The organism is Methanobacterium aggregans, from assembly GCF_017874455.1.
Taxonomy (GTDB): domain Archaea; phylum Methanobacteriota; class Methanobacteria; order Methanobacteriales; family Methanobacteriaceae; genus Methanobacterium_C; species Methanobacterium_C aggregans.
On sequence record NZ_JAGGLN010000001.1, the window covers coordinates 517332 to 535407 of the forward strand.

Below are 18076 nucleotides of genomic sequence, written 5' to 3' on the forward strand. Positions count from 1 at the left end.
TACTTAAATCTCCCATTTTTTGGTGGTATTATATGAAAAGGGTTTTAAGCCTTCTGATCCTCTGCTGTTACTTCGGCATAATCGGATTTTCAGGAACTTCACACGCTGCTCAAGTCTCTGAGGTTGAGATCCCGGATGATCAATCAGTTGATCTGGATGGATCCAACTTCGACAAGATGAAAGTGGGTGAAGTGTTGATAGACGACACAGACAACATGGACAGGACTTTAATCGACCAGAGTTACGCTAAGGATTACAACTATCAAAAAGGTTCCGTGCGTATCTCTGACAGCAGGCTCTCAAACCTCCATGGCCGCCAGGGACTGAGAAAACTTGCATTCTACATTCAGCAGAACTTCGACCACCGTAGGGGTGCAGCCAAGACAGCTCATGGTGTAATTGAAACAGGATACGGTGACTGCTGGGGTCTTTCAGATTTTGCACTCAAGGTCCTCACAAAGAATGGTTACACTGTGAAACTCGTTCAGGGACGAAGCTCCCAATCGAATGCTCACAGGTGGCTTGAAGTTCAGCTCCCTGATGGCTCGTGGACTACATTCGACCCGTCGTTAGTTACTAGAAAATACAATTACAAACCATACTGGTACAGATGTGCTGAAAAAACCGCCGTTATAGTGGTGTACTGCCCATGATAGATAAAAACAAGGGAATTGCATATGAACAGGAGCTTGTGAGGCTCTTCAAGGATGCTCAATTCACTGCATGCCGTTTGCCTGGGTCATCTGCCCGGTCCCCTGACATCGTTGCAGGTGATCGAAACTCCGTATTTGTTATTGAAGTGAAGACAACGAGAGATTCCAGGGTCAAGATCCGGAAAAGTCAGATACACACCCTCCTGAAGTTCGCACATGATCTCAATGCAGAAGCCCGTGTTGCCCTGCGTTTTATTGACAGGGACATATCATGGCGTATTGCGAAGGTTAACGCCCTTGAGATCCATGAAAAGAGTTTTTCGATCGACTACAACGCTGCATGCCTCAAGGGTCTTGAGTTTTCTGAACTTGTTTCAAACGAACTTCAGAAGCGATTTTCATGCAAACAAGGAAACCTGACTGTCTAGAAAAGATTTTGGAGAACATCAAAGCAGGAAAGAACTCTTTGGTATGGAAAAAGAACTCATTTGAATACGTTGAGGCGGTTTCAGAGAGTTACGCAGTGGTGTATTTGAATGAACTTGCCCCCATCAAATCCAAACTCATTCAACTTATCTCAACGATACAGGAGATCCGGGACCGTAAAGTCCCAACCTCTACACAGTTCCAGCGGATGACCATTGACGAGTTAAAAGAGATGTTATTTAAAAAAAGTTCGGGAATTAAGGTTGTTATAATGTTTAACCACTTTGAGCGCTTGACTCCTTCAACATCAAGGTTTTGGCTTTCTGTTTCAAGTCATGAGCGAATAGTTTTCATAGGATCCATTTGCGGAAACTTCAAAAAAGAGGTTTTTGGGTTCTACCAGACCTTTGAAGTTGTTAATGAGAAGTTGATGAAAAATGAAGGTTCGGGCTCTGAAATGGACATAACCATGCCCTTTATCCTTGTGCTCGGGGCATTCATCTTCATCTGCTTTCTGAAAGTGAGCCTTACAGGGTCTGTTATGCTTGTCAGCGCTCTTTGGTTTGCTTTCCTTGTTGTTAGAACACTGTTGTATTTGATTCGATAGAGGTGAAAACATGAGTTACAAAGGAATTTTAGTCTTAGACGAAGAACAGATGAAGCTGCAATTTAATTTCAGCGAGCCTCAGAAGGTAAAATCTATTGAAGATGATGTGATCTATGCCATATTTGATTCAATAGAACTTGCCGTTGCCAACTTTGGAAAAGAAAATGTATTGCAGGCTCTTCAAGGTAAGGCTGTTGAAACTTCCATTGAACTTCCTGAAAAACTGGAGCAAATTGAACCTGGGGAGATTCCAGGGTATGGGTGAGGGATCATGCGGTTTTACACACACATTCCAGCGGGCCTTTTACTTTATACTATCCTCGTCTGGATATTCGGTCAGCCCTACAGCCTTGCAGGTATCCTAATTGTTGTTTTATTCTCGGTTTTGCCTGATCTGATCGATAAAGTAACTGGTGAGCACAGGGGATGGGGACACTCTGCAATCTGGCTTATTCCAATCGTTGCATTTTTCTTTTTTAATCCAGCGGTTGGTGTGGCATGTTTCTCAGCCTTTTCAATGCACACCCTCCTTGACGCAGTTACCAAGAAGGGAGTACCTTTCCTTTACCCCTTCTCAAAAACTAGATTGGTTATGCCTAAAAAGGAAAAATCACGGATTCAAACCGGTTCAAAACAGGAGACTGCTCTCTGTGTTGTTATTGTTCTACTCCTGATCCCTCTCACTTACTGCGTTCTGTGCGGTGTTCCAGGCGACCTTTTTGCCTCAGCTTCAAACTCCACAAAACTGAATAAAACAGGTAACAACAGCACAAAAGGTTCTTATAATCCTTACACCAACTTGAGAAACACAACGGGTAACTCTGGTTATTCTAAGGGTAGCTCTGGAACTAGTTCTGGTTCTGGATCCTTAACTAAAAACTTGAAAGCCAGTGCAGGTACCTCTCAAACTTCAAATTCAACCAACTCCACATCAGAAAATCTTGATCAAGGCCTTCTTAACTGGCTCAATCAAGATTTGAGCAACAACAATCAAACTACAAATACAACAACTTCCACAACTGATGAATATGGAAACAACATCGCGGATATCCTGGTGGGCCCTTCCCAAACAATTCAGGATCCAATATCGGGTTCAGATTCAACTGATCAGGAAGATGCAAAGAACACATTTTTCTCTGATTTACAGAGTCAATTCGATAATCTCGTCGAGGGTGTGCCCTATGAAACGAATTCATCGGATTCTGACCAGTCAATGTTTGATTTTGACTTTACAAGCAACCCTGATGCAGAGGGTGAGGAGAGTTCAGACAGTGACCAGCTCGGTTTGATGCTTGCAACCTTAACTCTATTTGCGGGAGGTGGTTTTGTTGGTAAGGTCTGAAATCATCACCTGTGCTTTTTTTGGACTGCTCATAATCTCCCTCTTCATTTCATCTTCTGTTGAGGCTGCAGGATATCCAGATTTATCTGTTATCGGGGTTTCTCCGTGGGACGCCAACATGCCCAACAAGCTAGTTTCAGGTTACAGGGTGGCGGTTGCCAATTACGGCTCTGCTCCTTCCCCAAACTCGACCATGGAGTTTTATGTCAGGACCTACGACGGGAAAACATTGAACAAGAACTTCACAGTCCCAAGCATACCTGCGGGTTCTGCCAGATCCCTTAAATTTTCGATGTGCAACGGTACGGATGGCTCCTTTAAGAACGGTTACGTCGTTGTCAACAAAAAAAAGAGCTTCAGGGAGATTACGTACAAGAACAATGCCAGGAACTTCGGTTTGAAGGAAACAATCCCCTTGTCTTCTAATTTGACTGTTGAGGAGTTTAGGAAGGATAATACTCCTGTGAGCAGTACTTTAGGGTTCAGTGATTTGGTGGCTTACAACTCTCCTTTGTCCTCACAGATAAATGTGACTAAAATAGAAGTCAGTGTTTACAATCCTCCGAGCTACTGGTATAACATGGCTTATGCAAGGTTCCATATTCCCGGATATTTACATGAAAACACCACCCTACTTATTTCTGGAAATTACTACTCCCCAAGCTCCTGGGATGCTGATACTATAACCTTTGACTTTCCAGACATCTACAGAACTGATAATGCCAGGGTAATAATAAGCGGAAATTCTTTAGAGACTAAATCAGCTTTCAGAGAACCTTTTGAATTTGTTAATACAGGGGGAGTTAACGTTGTTGCAGATGGTAATCAATGGCATCGGACTGCTTATGAATCCTACACATCACCCTACACATGGGTTAAAATCAGCACCAAAACAGCACCACTCGGATCTTCCTACACAGCCTCCCCCAGTGCCAATAAAATAACTGTCAGAGCAAACAACGGCGGCCGCTACGTTGCAGGATGGTTCCTGATACCACGCGGAAACTTCACCAACATCACAGCCCTCTACGGATCCAACTCTCTTCAAGCCGTAAATGCAACTGGTGGTTACTACGGGGTTTTTCATCCATGTTCCCGACAAGATTCAATCGGTTTTCAGATGGAAGGGTCGAACCTGGGGTTTTCCAACTTCAGGAGTTTTGGTTTCAGTCCGTGGACTTGGAGGGAACAATATTAAATTATATCTGAATTCACGTAATTTTTAATGATAGAAACCAGTTATCAAATTAAAGGACAACAACCATTCCAATGAGATCAATCTGTTAAGATCATGAGCACCGAAGACTTCGAAGATATTAGGGAAGGTAAGGGACATGAGAAAAAAGAAAAACAAATAAATAACAACAAAACTCGAGTAAAAAGAAGACAAAGGGGGTTTAAAAGTAGGTTTAAAATTTAATTTAATCATTGAATAATACAATAGCCCCAACAATATATTTGACTGCTTTTTATCAAATAGTACTATTTCTAAGAAAATTGGTGAGTTTATATGGTTTCATTATTGAATACTACAATAATCCAAAATGGGAACTGTTATAACAAAAATAAAAGTGCTATTCCTATTATAACACCCCAAACAATTATTGTTCCCAACGTGCCCATCTCATCATCCATAAATTTACCTCTAATTTTCTTTTATATCCTTCTTCCACTTAAATTATGTTAATTCTTTGCATATTATGTTGGCTTGTTCAATGACAGTTTTAACGGCTTTTTTCTGTTTATCTGGAGGGTAACCATATTTTCTAAGAACCTTCTTTACTGATACTCTCATTTTAGCTTGAACATTTTCCCTCAGGGTCCAATCTATGGTTATGTTGTTTCTCACGGTTTTCACAAGTTCCATTGCAATTTCCCTGAGTGTTTCATCACCCAGAACCTGCACTGCACTGTCGTTAACACCCAATGCATCATAGAATGCCAGTTCAGTCTCTGTAAGGCCCAACTTCTCACCACGTTCACCTGCCTCTTTTATGTCCTTTGCAAGGCCGATGAGTTCGTCTATTATTTGTAATGCATCCCGTGTCTTGTTGTGGTACCGTGTTATGGTGTTTTCAAGAAGTTCCGTGAATGATCTGGCCTCTATAACATTTTTACGTGACCTGACCTGTATCTGGTCGTTTATAAGTTTTTTCAGAAGCTCCACTGCAAGGTTCCTCTGCTTCATAGCCTTAACATCACGTAGGAACTCATCTGAGAGGATGGATATGTCCGGTTTTTTGAGTCCTGCTGAAATGAATATATCCACAACATCCCCTGTTACCACAGCCTTTGAAACTATTTGCCTTATCGCAGTGTCCAGCTCTTCATCAGACTTTGAACTTCCCTCTGAGGTTTTCATGAGGTAAGCCCGTACTGCCTGGAAGAATCCCAAATCATCACGTATCCTAATTGCATCTTTATGAGGGACTGCCAGTGAAAATGCCTTTGAAAGCTCGTTAACATGTTTCAAGCAGCGTTTCTTCCCATCCTCCAGTCCAAGGATGAAATCCATTGCCTCGAGGATGATCTGCATCTTTTGATTGGTCTTGGCACTGAAGTAAGGGGCGTAATCAAAGCCATAGAACATATTTGAAACGATCTCATACTTCTCAAGCATGATCTTTACTGCATCCTTCTGCTGGAAGGTTGGTTTTCCTTTTCCACCACTTTCCGTGTACTGTGCCAGTGCTTCCTTAAGTTCTGCCGCTATTCCAAGGTAATCAACAATCAATCCTCCCTGTTTGTCCTTATAAACCCTGTTTACCCTTGCTATTGCCTGCATCAGGCCGTGGCTTTTCATTGGCTTGTCCATGTACATGGTGTGGAGGCTGGGAACATCAAAGCCTGTAAGCCACATATCCCTCACAATTGCCAGCTTGAACTGGGAGTTTGGATCCCTGAAGGTGTCTCCAAGTTCCTTTCTTCTCTGCTTGTTGCGGATGTGCTGTTGCCAGCGCACTGGATCAGAGGCTCTTCCAGTCATAACAACCTTCAAAAATCCATCGTTGTCATCTTCACTGTGCCATTCTGGTTTGAGTTTGATGATTTCGTTGTAGAGTTCAACGCATATCCTTCGGCTCATGCAGACTATCATTCCCTTGCCTTCCATGTTATTGATTCTTGCTTCGAAATGACTTACTATGTCTGCTGCTACTTTTTTTATCCTCTTCTCGCTTCCAACAACTGCTTCGAGTCTTGCCCACCGGGTTTTGAGTTGTTCTTTTCTGTCTATTTCCTCCCCCTCTGTGACTTCTTCAAAGTCCATGTCGATGTGTGATCTTTGGTTTTCTTCGATTTCCAGTTTTACTAGTCTGCTTTCGTAGTATATTCTGACAGTTACACCGTCTTCCACTGCCTGCTGGATGTCGTAGATATCTATGTAATTTCCAAAGACCGCCACAGTGTTTCGGTCAGTTTTTTCAAGTGGTGTTCCTGTGAATCCTATGAATGATGCGTTTGGCAGTGCATCGTGCATGTGCCTTGCAAATCCATCTATAAAGTCATATTGGCTGCGGTGTGCTTCATCTGCTATTACAACTATGTTTCTGCGCTCTGAGAGTTTGGGGTAGTCTGTGCCCTTCTCGGGTAGAAACTTCTGGATGGTTGTGAAGACCACTCCACCTGATGAAACTTGCAGAAGCTCTTGGAGGTTATCCCTAGTATCTGCCTGAACCGGTTCCTGCCTTAAAAGCTCATGGCACTCTGCAAATGTTCCAAAGAGCTGGTCGTCAAGGTCGTTTCTATCTGTTAAGACCATGATTGTGGGGTTGTCCATTTCAAGTACGAGTTTTCCTGCATAGAACGCCATGATAAGGCTTTTTCCTGATCCCTGGGTGTGCCAGACAACACCACACCTCTTGTCACCATTTGGGGATGTTGCTTTCAGTGTCTCATCAACAGCTTTGTTCACAGCATGGTACTGATGATATGCTGCAAGCTTCTTCTTGGTTGATTCCTTACTGGTTTCAAAGACTATGAAATGTCTCACGAGGTCCATTAGCACTTCCCTCTTCAGCATACCCCTAAGAAGAACTTCTATTTGTGGCAGGGTTTTAACTGCTTCCTTCTCACCGTCCATTGTCTTCCAAGGCATGAACCTTTCGAAGTTGGAGGTGATGGTTCCAGCACGTGCATCTATACCATCACTTAAAACCACGATCTCATTGTAGTGGAAAAGAGAGGGTATCTCTTCCTTGTAGGTTTCAATTTGGTTGAAGGCTGTTTTTACTGTTGCATCCTCATCCACAGGATTTTTAAGCTCAAAAATAACAAGAGGTATCCCGTTTATAAAAATGAGAATGTCTGGCCTGCGGTTGTGACCGTCTTCAACAACTGTGAACTGGTTTACAGCGAGAAATTCATTGTTTTCTGGATTCTTGAAGTCAAAAAGCCAGACTTTACCACTGCGAATTCTGTCAGATCCCCTATATTCAACATCCACACCATCTGTGAGGAACCTGTGAAACCTCTGGTTTTCAGCGATTAAGGTGGGACTTTCAGATCTTGAAACCTTTTTAATGGCTTCTTCAAGTGCAAGCTCAGGGATGTCAGGGTTTATCCTCCTTAGTGCATTCCTGAGTCTCGCTTTAAGGATTACTTCCTTGTAACTTCCCCTTTCTGGATGGATGCTATCGGGAGCTATGTCTGGACCGTGGAGGATCTGGTAGCCGAGTTTTTGGAGGGTTTCAAGTGTTGCCTGTTCAACTGCGTCTTCGTTCAAATGTGAAGACATTTATTCATCTCCTTTAACTCTAATTTTACCTGACATAAGCTTAGGGAGGAGTGAATCTCGGATTTGTGATAAATTTTTAATTTCAAGATTGTTAGTGTTAACTTTATTAAATAATCCCAAAACTATTTTTTCAAACAATAAAAGAATGTTGTTATTTGGTAAAATTATTTCATAGTTCTTAATGCTTTTTTGAGTGATTAAAGGTTGTGTTGTACCTACATTCAACGAATCATAATCTATAGTTTTTAATATTTGATATAAAAATTCATAATATTTTGATTTTATAATTAAAGTATTATCTGAAGGGAATGAGGGTGGTTGAATCCTTTGAACAACTCCGTGTGTTCCGACTCTTCCTATAACTAAAATCGGTTCATTACATAAAGTTTTATTTACGTAACCCATCAAAGAACTTGCACCAACTAATGGAACTGTAAAAATGCCCTTTTTAACATCTGATTTTTCATCTGGCCTTTTACCACTTGTTATTGATATTAAACTTCCTAATTTCCCAACTTTCCAACCTTTTGGAATCTCTCCAAGCTCGGAGTCCACCATTTCGCCGCCTGAAGATTTGTAAGGTCTGCCCTGTTCGTCTGGGAATTCAAAGTCCACGAACCAGTGCTTGAAAATTGCCCTGCCAATTTCCTCGAGGGTCTGATTCATACGCTGATTGAGTTCGATTTTTTTGGATAAATTATAATAGATATCTCCAATAAATTTTTGTTCTGAAAATGAAGGAATTGGGATAAATAACTCTTTAAATACTGTTTTCTTTAAATGAGGAATTGTAGTACCTACATTAAGCCCATCAACTTGATGTTTAAACATTCCGGATCTCATATATGCAAATAAATATCTGCCATAAATTTTATCTTTGTCAGGTCTAAGAGCTATCATATCTTGTGCAATACAAAAATCAATAGGATCTGGTACTAAACAGACTAATCCTGGAGTTCCTTTATTTACAATTATAATATCCTCTGGTTTTGGATGACTTCTAAACCAATTGTCATAAGTATCTTTAGAAACAAAACGTATTTTTTCATATGTTGGATACAAAGCATCTTCTTTTATACAATTCGTAGCAATTAAAGGAATTCCCTCATCACTTGTAGGTGCTGTTTTACCTCTGTTATCCGTTACATGAGAAATTAAGTTAGGTAAAGCTTTTATTCCCCAACTTTCAGGCATTATCCCAATGTTAACTTCCTTAAATCCTTCAGCACTCATTTTTATGCTCCTTGCCGAATTTATCTTCAGGAAACCAGTTCCAACAAAATGTTCTAGCTTTGTTTTTTACTCCAAAATTTATAAAAACACCTAATTCGTAATGCAATCCGGGGTCATTAATGAAATTTTTAATCTTTTCTCGGTCACATTTACCAGTATCTGAGTTGCTAGATTTCTTTATTTCTAAGACAAGTAGATTATTTTTGCTGCTGTCCCTTTGATGGATGATAATATCCGGAAAAACCGTTTTAGCATCTTCATCATCAGGTTTTATATCTTTAATGCAACGGGACCTCCAATCCTTAATTTTTTTGGGATTATGGAGTTTATCACGGTTGTACTCACAATCAACATCAAGAACATCAAATTCTTCAAACTCTTCTTGAATGTAAAGGGCAAGTTTGTGTGATATCGATCTTTCATTTGCATTTGCTTTCAAAAGATAGAAATCTTTCTCAAAAAGTTTATTAATTGCATTTTTAACCTTTTTTTGGATTTCTAAAGGTTCAATAGTTACTATTTCAGATTTCATACCCGATCCCCTTCAGGTTCTCCTTTATCTTGGTTTCAAGCTCCTTTGACTCCTCGAACTGTTCCCTCAGATCAGAGGTTAACCGTTTCATTTTCTCATCAAAGACTTCAGGATCCTCTTCTTCTATCTCAACCCCAACGTACCGTCCAGGTGTTAAGATGTGGCCGTGTTTTCGGACTTCTTCAAGTTTCACAGCTTTGCAGAAACCCCGAACATCCTTATATTCTCCTCCTTCACCCCTCCAGGCATGGTAGGTTTCAGCTATCTTTGAGACGTCGTCATCTGTTAATTCCCGGTGTGTTCTGTCTGCCATTTCTCCCAGTTTACGGGCATCTATGAAGAGTATCTCTCCTTGTCTGTCTCTGAATCCTTTGTTGGATTTGTCCCTTGATACGAACCAGAGGCATGCAGGTATTCCTGTGTTGTAGAAGAGCTGGGATGGTAGTGCAACCATGCAGTCCACAAGGTCTTTTTCTACTATGTTCTCTCTTATCTTGCCTTCTTTGCCTCCAGCTGACATGGATCCGTTTGCAAGGACGAATCCTGCTATTCCGTTTGGTGCAAGGTGGTGTATGAAGTTCTGAACCCATGCGAAGTTTGCATTCCTCTTAGGAGGCATCCCATACTTCCATCGGGCATCATCTTCAAGGAGTTCGCTGTTCCAGTCTTTGTCGTTGAATGGTGGGTTTGCGAGGATGTAGTCTGCCTTCAGGTCGCGGTGTTTGTCGTCGTGGAAGCTGTCTCCCCATTCGACCCTTGCATCTATTCTCCTTATTGCAAGGTTTATCCTACAGAGTCTCCAGGTTGTCTGGTTGGATTCCTGTCCGTAAACTGCAATATCGTCAAGTTTTCCCTCGTGTGCCTTAACGAACTTCTCACTCTGCACGAACATTCCACCCGAACCACAACATGGGTCAAAAACCCTGCCCTTATATGGCTCTATCATCTCAACCAGAACCTTGACTATGCTTCGGGGGGTGTAAAACTGACCTCCCTTCTTTCCCTCTGCATTTGCAAACTGACCCAGGAAATACTCATAAACACGTCCAAGGATATCTTTACTCTTGTTCTCAGAGTATCCCAATCCGATGGTTCCTATGAGGTCTATGAGTTCTCCAAGTCTTTTCTTGTTCAGGGCTTCCTTTGCATAGTTTTTGGGCAGAACCCCCTTGAGCTGACGATTCTCCTTCTCAATGGCATCCATTGCATCATCAACGTACTGACCTATCTCAGGTTTTTTAGCGTTTGCCTGAAGGTAATCCCACCTTGCTTCCTTAGGCACCCAGAAAACGTTTTCTGCAATGTACTCATCCTTATCCTCTTCTTCAGCAAGGGGATCAGCTTCAAGCTTTCCATGAAGCTCCTTAAAGGCATCAGAGATGTACTTCAAAAATATCAAGCCTAATACAACGTGTTTGTACTCTGCAGCATCCATGTTGTTCCTTAGTTTGTCAGCAGACTGCCATAACGTCTGTTCGAATCCAAGATTAGCCCCGTTAGAACTTTTACTTATGTTATTGCCCCCTATAAAAAATGATGTTAAATTATTTTTATTGAAGTTTAATCTGTATTATAGTTAATTCCACTTTCAAAGCCAAGTAATTTATCATTAAGTACTGATCAATCCTTATTTGATTAAATGATATAAAGCTTGCTATTAAAATCATAACTTCTACTATAATTTTGATTTTCCATTCAAAATCATATTTGATAGATTATTAAATAAAGATCATGTTATCGACAGAAAATTTAGAATTGAAAATTGGTGGGGGCATAGTTGTCAAAAATTATCAGGGATATTTTGTCAGGAGTCATCCTGATTTCTTGAAGGATTTTTCACATGATGAACATGTTTTCATAGTAGGAATGCAAACATCCCATGATTTCGTAGATCAAATCAACTACTTATTTGATAAGTTGGATGAAACTATGGATACCATTAAAAAACAGTCCCAGCACATTGAAGAATTAAAAATTGAAAATAAAAAATTAAAGAAACTGCACTGAATTGATGAACACATATAGCCCTACTTATCCATTTACTCCAATTTAACAGAATATCAGATTTTCACCGAGCAAAATAATTAATGAAATCCAAAAATAGTGTTTTAAGTTGAAGCAAAATCCATAGTATTACCCATATTTAGAAGGTTTACAAAAAATAGTAAGTTCAAAGATTAATTAACTTCTAAATTCAAATTAAAGTTATTATTAAACTTATTTAAAAAATATGGTGATTCTTAACATGTATAAATCTAAAATAACTTCCAATACCAATTATTCATCCAAATTTATATGAAAATTTATTTCGTTATATCGATGTATAGCGAAGTATCGACATTTTAGCTATCCCGTGGGGTACCAAACAATGCTATAACGAAGTAACAAAATTTAGTTAGCCCACAGGTTAGCAAAACGTATAGCGAAATAAATTACCATCTTAAATTTTGAATTTCAATAAACAAAAATCGCTCAAAATCATTAAATTTTAATCAATTGGTACAACCCCATACGATCATTTTAGCTCCAGATCTCAATTTTTTAAAAATTTTGATAATCTAAATTCTAAATTTCAATGGGCATTTAACTCTTGAGACTTAAGATTTAGAAAATTCTTCTAATTTTGGAGTTGAAATTAATATAACGACTTTATGGGATATTATATCTATTTATAACAAAATTATATATTGTTTCACATGTCGTAATTTCTAAAAGAAATGTGTTTATTCAATTTTTAAATAAAAAAAATAAAAAAAAATAAATTTTTATGAAGGGGTGAATGTCATGTTTTCTGAGCTGTGTCTTCCTGAATACTTTTTGGCATCATCCCTTTTTTCTGTGATATAATTTTTGAATGATTGGTCTTTGTTGATTATTGCCTTGATTTGATCATTCTGGCTTTGTATCTTTGGAATCAAATTCCTAGCATTCTTGTAATGTTTCTGCGCCTCTGCGGTGTCCCCGTTTATCTCAGATTGTATTCCTGTGTACATTTCCAGGCAGTAGTCATGTTTTAATTGGAGATATTGTCCCATGGCAAGTGCATATTCCTTTTTTATGCTTGAAGTTGAGTTACCAATCATCTCATCAACCTGCGGCTGAGTACCCACAGTTATGTTCAGCATACGTTCATACTTCACCTTAGCCTTATTTAAGTTAGATAATCGTTCCTCCGAAGTGTTGTAAGGTGCATTCAAATAAGCATCAGCCTCAGGCTGAATAATATCAACAAAATTCAAATCATACATTGAACCATAAGCACCGTTCTCATAATTTGCATTTACATTGAACATGTATGCTCCGTATACTATGAGTGCTATTGACGCGATTAAGATAACTGTAATTGTTATTGTGGATTTTTTACCACTTTCTATTGCAGCATTAATCACAGTACCAAGTATTCCACCAAATAAAGCCCAAATAGCAAGTCCTGGGATTAATATAACCATCATTACAGGTGCAGTATCACCTGAAAAGAAGGCAAACCCAAATAAACCCATAACAACTGCACACCCAACTATTAAACCCGCAGCCAGGGCATTAACCAAGGAATTAGTACTATCTGCCTCTTCTCTATAAGATAAAACAGTTCCAATACAACCAACAACAAAAGGAATTGAAATCATACCATAAGCCAAGGTATTGGAAGCCCCAAACAGGAAATAACCAACAATAGCCATAATACTACCAACTACAAGCCCACCACCAATAGCCCTCCAATACAATCTATAATTCTTATTATGTGACCAGGATTCATCGAAAACCCTTCCACACTTCTGACAACGCTCAGCATCATCAGGATTATCAGTCCAACAATTAGTACAACGTTTCATAATAAACACTCGTTTTTGTAGTCTAAAACCTTAATTTTCTATAATAACCTATTATTATAAATATTTTTATAAAAAAATTTTTTAAAGTTGGATGATAATTAAATTAAGCTGAATTAACAATGATTAGAAGATTTGAAAAGGATATATGGTTATTACTAATTTTTTTAAAATAACATGAACGATTAATGTAATAATTGAAGTATATATGAATAATTGTACAATAAAATAATAATTTTTTTAATTAATAGAAATATGATAGCTAAGCAGACAAATTTGGCTAAAAAAGATAATCCAATAAAATTAGGGTTAACATTATATCAACAAAAAAAACGGTTTAATTTTAATTCATGTAATTAATATAACAACTATAGAGTAAACAATACTAACCTGTAACGAAGTAACAAAATTTAGTTAAATAAGGGTTAAAGAAGTCAAACCCTAAGATCCATTATCTGCAACCGGGAAGAAATGGCCCAGATGGAAATCATGAGAAATCACTGTTTTTACACGTTACGGTATAGAGGGGGTGGTGTATTTTCAGGCCAAAATGAAAAAGTGGATCATGGGGGTTTGGGAATACATGAAAATCCAATAAATTTCACATATTTTTTTTTTATTGACACAAAAATTAAGTCTACAATTTGTCCCTGGGATCAGAGTGCTATCCCAACGTGCTGCAGGATCATCTGCAGTCCATCAATTCCCAGTATTCCCATGAAGGTGAAGTAGGAGATGGTAACTGCAACCAGAAGGTAACCTGCAATCAAGACGTACCCGTCCCCTTCAATGGAGCCCAGCATGAGAAAGAGAATTCCATATGCAGGTAGGAAATCTGTAAGGGGAATGGGAAGTGGCAGCATCAGGAGAAATGCGCAGATTATGGTAATTGCTGCATTAACATATCTCATAACTGGATTTCTGGTCACGATGGACAGTCTTGGTTTTGAAAACCTTTCAACACCCCTAAGGGCACGTGCCATACCATTCAGGATCTTTGAAAAGTTTTCCTTGGACACCCTGTACTCCATAACCATTTTTGGAATAACAGGACTGTTGTTAAAAATTCCTGCAATGTTCAGGAGGATTATTGCAAGTCCAAAGGGCAGACTGCTTCCTGGGATTGATACAGGTAAGAGGAAGGGTGCAACCAGTATCAGTGAGGTGATCAAGATTCCGTATTCACCAATGAGCCCTAAAAAATCTTCAAAGGATATTCCCTCCTCTGGAATATCAGATGATAGACCCCGAATAAAATCGGATATCTTAAGCTTTTTGGATGTTACTATCAAAATTTAGGCCTCTAACCTCAATCAACAAGTTATAAAATCAAAACTTCTCTTAAATTTATAGGATATACACTCTTCATCTGTTAGAGGTGAATATAAAACTTGTGAAAAAAAATATTGGATTACCGATAACATTATTAGCTGAAGCTTGGAATATAGTTAATAATCAAAATTCTAGAATATTTGACTTATCATATTGAAGGAGTAATGACGTTGCTTTACAGAGAATTTGGAAAAACAGGTGAAAAAGTTTCAGTACTTGGATTTGGATGTATGCGCCTTCCAACCATTGGTGGAAGACCCGAAAACATAGATAAAACCCTTGCAGGGAAGATGCTGACCTATGCAATTGAAAATGGTGTGAACTACGTGGACACTGCCTACCCATACCATGCAGCTTCTCCAAAGGTTGGAGGTGCCAGTGAAACCTTCCTTGGAGAATTCTTGAGTGAGGGTTTGAGGGATGAGGTTAAACTTGCAACCAAACTTCCAATATGGCTTGTAGAGGAAAAGGGGGATATGGACAGGATTCTCGATGAGCAGCTCAAGAAGCTCCAGACAGACAGGATAGATTTTTACCTTCTTCACGGTCTTCACAGGCGTTTCTGGCCAATGCTCCAGGAATATGATGTTTTTGAGTTTCTTGACAGTGCAGTTGAAGATGGCAGAATAGGTTACCCTGGTTTTTCATTCCATGATGAACTGGACTTTTTCATAGAAGCTGTGGACTCCTACAAGTGGAGTTTCTGCCAGATCCAGTACAACTACATGGACCAGAACTTCCAGGCAGGAAGAAAAGGCCTTGAATATGCAGCAAAGAGGGGGCTTGGAACTGCAATTATGGAACCCCTCCGTGGAGGATGTTTAACCCGGAACATTCCAGAGGATATCCAGGCCATATGGGATAGGGTAGAGACTAAAAGAAGTCTTGCAGAATGGGCCCTCAGATTCCTCTGGGACCAGGAGGATGTGAACCTCGTTATAAGCGGTATGAACAGCATGGAAGATGTTGTTGAGAACGTGGAAATTGCAGAGCGTGGAATTCCAGATTCACTGACTGAAGATGAGAGAAACCTCATAGATGAGGTCCAGGAAGCCTACAGCTCCAGGGTTCATGTTGGATGCACAGGGTGCAACTACTGCATGCCCTGCCCAGAGGGTGTTAACATTCCTCTGAACCTGAGCCTCCTGGATGATGTTTACATCTACGAGAACCTTGATAAACCATCTGGAAACTACTTCCACCTTATGGGCCGTAAGATGAGTGCGGGTTACTGTACAGAGTGCGGTGTTTGTGAGGAAAACTGCACGCAGAACCTTCCAATAAGAAAGTACCTCAAGGAGACCCGTGAGACATTTGAGAAATCCTCCAACTGAATTTCTGAGAATCCATGAAAAAAATGAATCTTAAAATAAGTGAAGAGTTAATTTAAATAGGATTAAATCTGTATTAAATATAAAATCCGTTGTAAAATGAATAATTAAGGGAAATATCCAGATTTCCCTTTACCATCCTCTTTTTTGTAGTTTTTGGTTTTCTGGTATTGTGCTGATTTCGAGTCCGGGCATTGCTTTTCCGAGGTTGGTTGAGACTTGTGCGATTAGTTCTGGGTCTGTGTAGTGTGCTGTGGCTTGTACTATTGCTTTTGCTACTATTTCTGGGTTTTCTGATTTGAATATTCCGCTTCCTACGAATACTCCGTCTGATCCGAGTTGCATCATGAGTGCTGCGTCTGCTGGTGTGGCTACGCCTCCTGCTGCGAAGTTGACAACTGGTAGTCTTCCTTGTTTTGCTGTTTCTTTGACAAGTTCGAGTGGTGCTTCTTCTTTTCTTGCGACGGCCCAGAGTTCTTCTTCTGTTTTGTCTTTTAGTTCTCTGATGGTTCCTTGTATTACGCGCATGTGTCTGACGGCTTCTACGATGTTTCCGGTTCCTGCTTCTCCTTTGGTTCGTATCATGGCAGCTCCTTCGTTTATTCGGCGTAGTGCTTCTCCCAGGTTTCTTGCACCGCAGACAAAGGGTATGGTGAACTGTGTCTTATCGATGTGATGTTTTTCATCTGCAGGAGTTAAAACCTCACTCTCATCGATCATGTCAACACCCAGGGACTGGAGCACCTGTGCCTCTACGAAGTGGCCAATACGGGCCTTGGCCATAACCGGAATGCTAACGGCGTCGATGATCTCCTGAACCTTGGATGGATCCGCCATACGTGCAACTCCACCAGCAGCACGTATATCCGCAGGCACACGTTCAAGGGCCATAACAGACACAGCACCAGCATCCTCAGCAACAGCCGCCTGCTCAGCATTCACAACATCCATAATAACCCCACCCTTAGTCATCTTAGCAAAACCCTTCTTAATAACCTCAGTTCCATGCAACATAATATAATTCCTCCATTGATCTTATTTTAAATTTATTTTTTTCTTAAAATTCTATTGTTAAATGAAAATTTCTTAAATAAAATTTATTATCTTTATTTTAATTCCATTTTTGGGAATATAAGGTTTGAGTTGTTTTTAAATTATCTGGATTAAGAACATCATATTATACTTCAGATTTATTTTAATCTAATTTCATTTGTTGGTTTAAATTCTTTTTTATTATTCGTTGCGAGTGTGATTATATTTTGATTGATTGTGATCTATATCATTGAAGATGAAAAAGATTTTTTTATATGTTTATCCCTATCAATTATTATCCATTCTAAGAAGATGTTTTCCCAGAAGAAGATGTTTTGCAAAAAAAAGAATGGTTCTAGTTATTTCAAAAAAAAGGGGTTGTTATGAAAAAAAAGTATTTATGGATAATTTTTAGATAATACTTATTTCATCCCCAATTTCAACTTTACCACCTTTTATCACCCTGCAAAAGATTCCTTCCCTGGGCATTATACAGTCCCCTACCTTTCTACCTATTTCACATGGACTGTGACATTTTTTGCCTATTTGGGTCACTTCAAGAACTGCATCTTGACCTGCAGAGAGTTTTGTTCCCAGAGGAAGGGGTGTAAGCTCTATACCATGGGTTGTGATGTTTTCTGCAAAGTCTCCAGGCTTGACATCAAGCCCCATTTCCCTCATCTTGTCTATGCTTTCAATTGCAAGGAGGCTGACCTGTCTATGGGTTTTTGGGCTACTGTGAGCATCTCCTGAAAAACCCTGGTTTTCCATGAGAAACCCCTTTCCAATGTTTTTCTTTTTGGTGCCCTTCTTGGTGCTTGTGCAGACTGCCACTATCTGTGGTAACGGTTTTGTGGTTGAAATCATGTTTAACACTTGATTAAAGGATTATGATGATTTTAAGTGTGGTTGTGGTTTGAATATTCAGGTTCTATCTAAAATTTCATCCCATCTTATTCTTCAACACTTTTTTTTATCCAGTTAATCTAACTATTTATCCTTTTATTTTTTATTTGGAACTTT

General features: G+C 39.4%; 16 protein-coding genes. 8 read left to right on the forward strand and 8 right to left on the reverse strand.

The window, feature by feature from the left end; genetic code table 11:
* Window positions 1–32 precede the first annotated feature (32 nt).
* From J2756_RS02500 to J2756_RS02525, 6 genes are read left to right on the forward strand one after another with little or no spacing between them, the layout of a single operon-like run.
* Window positions 33–653, forward strand: a complete 621-nt coding sequence (locus tag J2756_RS02500) for a transglutaminase domain-containing protein (RefSeq protein WP_209582148.1) — start codon at window positions 33–35, stop codon at window positions 651–653.
* Window positions 650–1081, forward strand: a complete 432-nt coding sequence (gene hjc, locus J2756_RS02505) for a Holliday junction resolvase Hjc (RefSeq protein ID WP_209582151.1) — start codon at window positions 650–652, stop codon at window positions 1079–1081. Before J2756_RS02500 ends, hjc begins: the two co-directional genes overlap by 4 nt.
* On the forward strand, window positions 1054–1686 hold the full coding sequence (locus tag J2756_RS02510) for a hypothetical protein (RefSeq protein WP_209582153.1): 633 nt from the start codon (window positions 1054–1056) through the stop codon (window positions 1684–1686). Before hjc ends, J2756_RS02510 begins: the two co-directional genes overlap by 28 nt.
* Before the next feature lie 10 nt (window positions 1687–1696).
* Window positions 1697–1951 carry a hypothetical protein gene (locus tag J2756_RS02515; protein WP_209582155.1) on the forward strand — a complete coding sequence of 85 codons (255 nt, stop codon included), beginning with the start codon at window positions 1697–1699 and terminating at the stop codon, window positions 1949–1951.
* Between the two features lie 6 nt (window positions 1952–1957).
* A complete protein-coding gene (locus J2756_RS02520; RefSeq protein ID WP_209582156.1) occupies window positions 1958–3028 on the forward strand; it encodes a metal-dependent hydrolase in 1071 nt (356 codons plus the stop codon).
* Window positions 3015–4226, forward strand: a complete 1212-nt coding sequence (locus J2756_RS02525; protein ID WP_209582158.1) for a CARDB domain-containing protein — start codon at window positions 3015–3017, stop codon at window positions 4224–4226. The genes J2756_RS02520 and J2756_RS02525 overlap by 14 nt, the downstream gene beginning before the upstream one ends.
* A 480-nt stretch (window positions 4227–4706) precedes the next feature.
* On the opposite strand, the gene J2756_RS02530 is transcribed toward J2756_RS02525, so the two are convergent.
* The 4 genes from J2756_RS02530 to J2756_RS02545 are packed head-to-tail and all read right to left on the reverse strand — an operon-like array spanning window position 4707 to window position 11056.
* Complete coding sequence (locus J2756_RS02530; protein WP_209582160.1) at window positions 4707–7763, reverse strand: type I restriction endonuclease subunit R; 3057 nt, start codon at window positions 7761–7763, stop codon at window positions 4707–4709.
* Entirely contained in the window at window positions 7764–8996 is a 1233-nt protein-coding gene (locus J2756_RS02535) for a restriction endonuclease subunit S (protein ID WP_209582161.1), read from the reverse strand.
* Window positions 8986–9528: a hypothetical protein gene (locus J2756_RS02540; RefSeq protein ID WP_209582163.1), complete on the reverse strand. Its 543-nt coding sequence runs from the start codon at window positions 9526–9528 to the stop codon at window positions 8986–8988. Before J2756_RS02540 ends, J2756_RS02535 begins: the two co-directional genes overlap by 11 nt.
* Window positions 9518–11056, reverse strand: a complete 1539-nt coding sequence (locus tag J2756_RS02545) for a class I SAM-dependent DNA methyltransferase (protein WP_342593093.1) — start codon at window positions 11054–11056, stop codon at window positions 9518–9520. Before J2756_RS02545 ends, J2756_RS02540 begins: the two co-directional genes overlap by 11 nt.
* A 203-nt stretch (window positions 11057–11259) precedes the next feature.
* On the opposite strand from J2756_RS02545, the gene J2756_RS02550 reads away from it, so the two are divergent.
* Window positions 11260–11535 (forward strand): hypothetical protein, encoded by a 276-nt coding sequence (locus J2756_RS02550; RefSeq protein ID WP_209582169.1) that lies wholly within the window; start codon window positions 11260–11262, stop codon window positions 11533–11535.
* Between the two features lie 758 nt (window positions 11536–12293).
* On the opposite strand, the gene J2756_RS02555 is transcribed toward J2756_RS02550, so the two are convergent.
* Both J2756_RS02555 and J2756_RS02560 read right to left on the reverse strand, forming a co-directional pair.
* Window positions 12294–13361 carry a hypothetical protein gene (locus J2756_RS02555; protein WP_209582173.1) on the reverse strand — a complete coding sequence of 356 codons (1068 nt, stop codon included), beginning with the start codon at window positions 13359–13361 and terminating at the stop codon, window positions 12294–12296.
* 653 nt (window positions 13362–14014) lie between these two features.
* The gene (locus J2756_RS02560; protein WP_245315892.1) at window positions 14015–14650 is read right to left on the reverse strand and encodes an exopolysaccharide biosynthesis protein; all 636 of its coding nucleotides are present in this window, start codon (window positions 14648–14650) and stop codon (window positions 14015–14017) included.
* A 204-nt stretch (window positions 14651–14854) separates the two neighbouring features.
* Between J2756_RS02560 and J2756_RS02565 the strand changes: the two genes are divergently transcribed.
* Entirely contained in the window at window positions 14855–16024 is a 1170-nt protein-coding gene (locus J2756_RS02565) for an aldo/keto reductase (RefSeq protein WP_342593089.1), read from the forward strand.
* A 129-nt stretch (window positions 16025–16153) separates the two neighbouring features.
* Here J2756_RS02565 and pdxS read toward each other — a convergent pair whose 3' ends face one another.
* Both pdxS and J2756_RS02575 read right to left on the reverse strand, forming a co-directional pair.
* The gene (gene pdxS / locus J2756_RS02570) at window positions 16154–17035 is read right to left on the reverse strand and encodes a pyridoxal 5'-phosphate synthase lyase subunit PdxS (protein ID WP_245315894.1); all 882 of its coding nucleotides are present in this window, start codon (window positions 17033–17035) and stop codon (window positions 16154–16156) included.
* Between the two features lie 429 nt (window positions 17036–17464).
* Complete coding sequence (locus J2756_RS02575) at window positions 17465–17920, reverse strand: MOSC domain-containing protein (protein ID WP_209582176.1); 456 nt, start codon at window positions 17918–17920, stop codon at window positions 17465–17467.
* Between the last annotated feature and the right edge of the window lie 156 nt (window positions 17921–18076).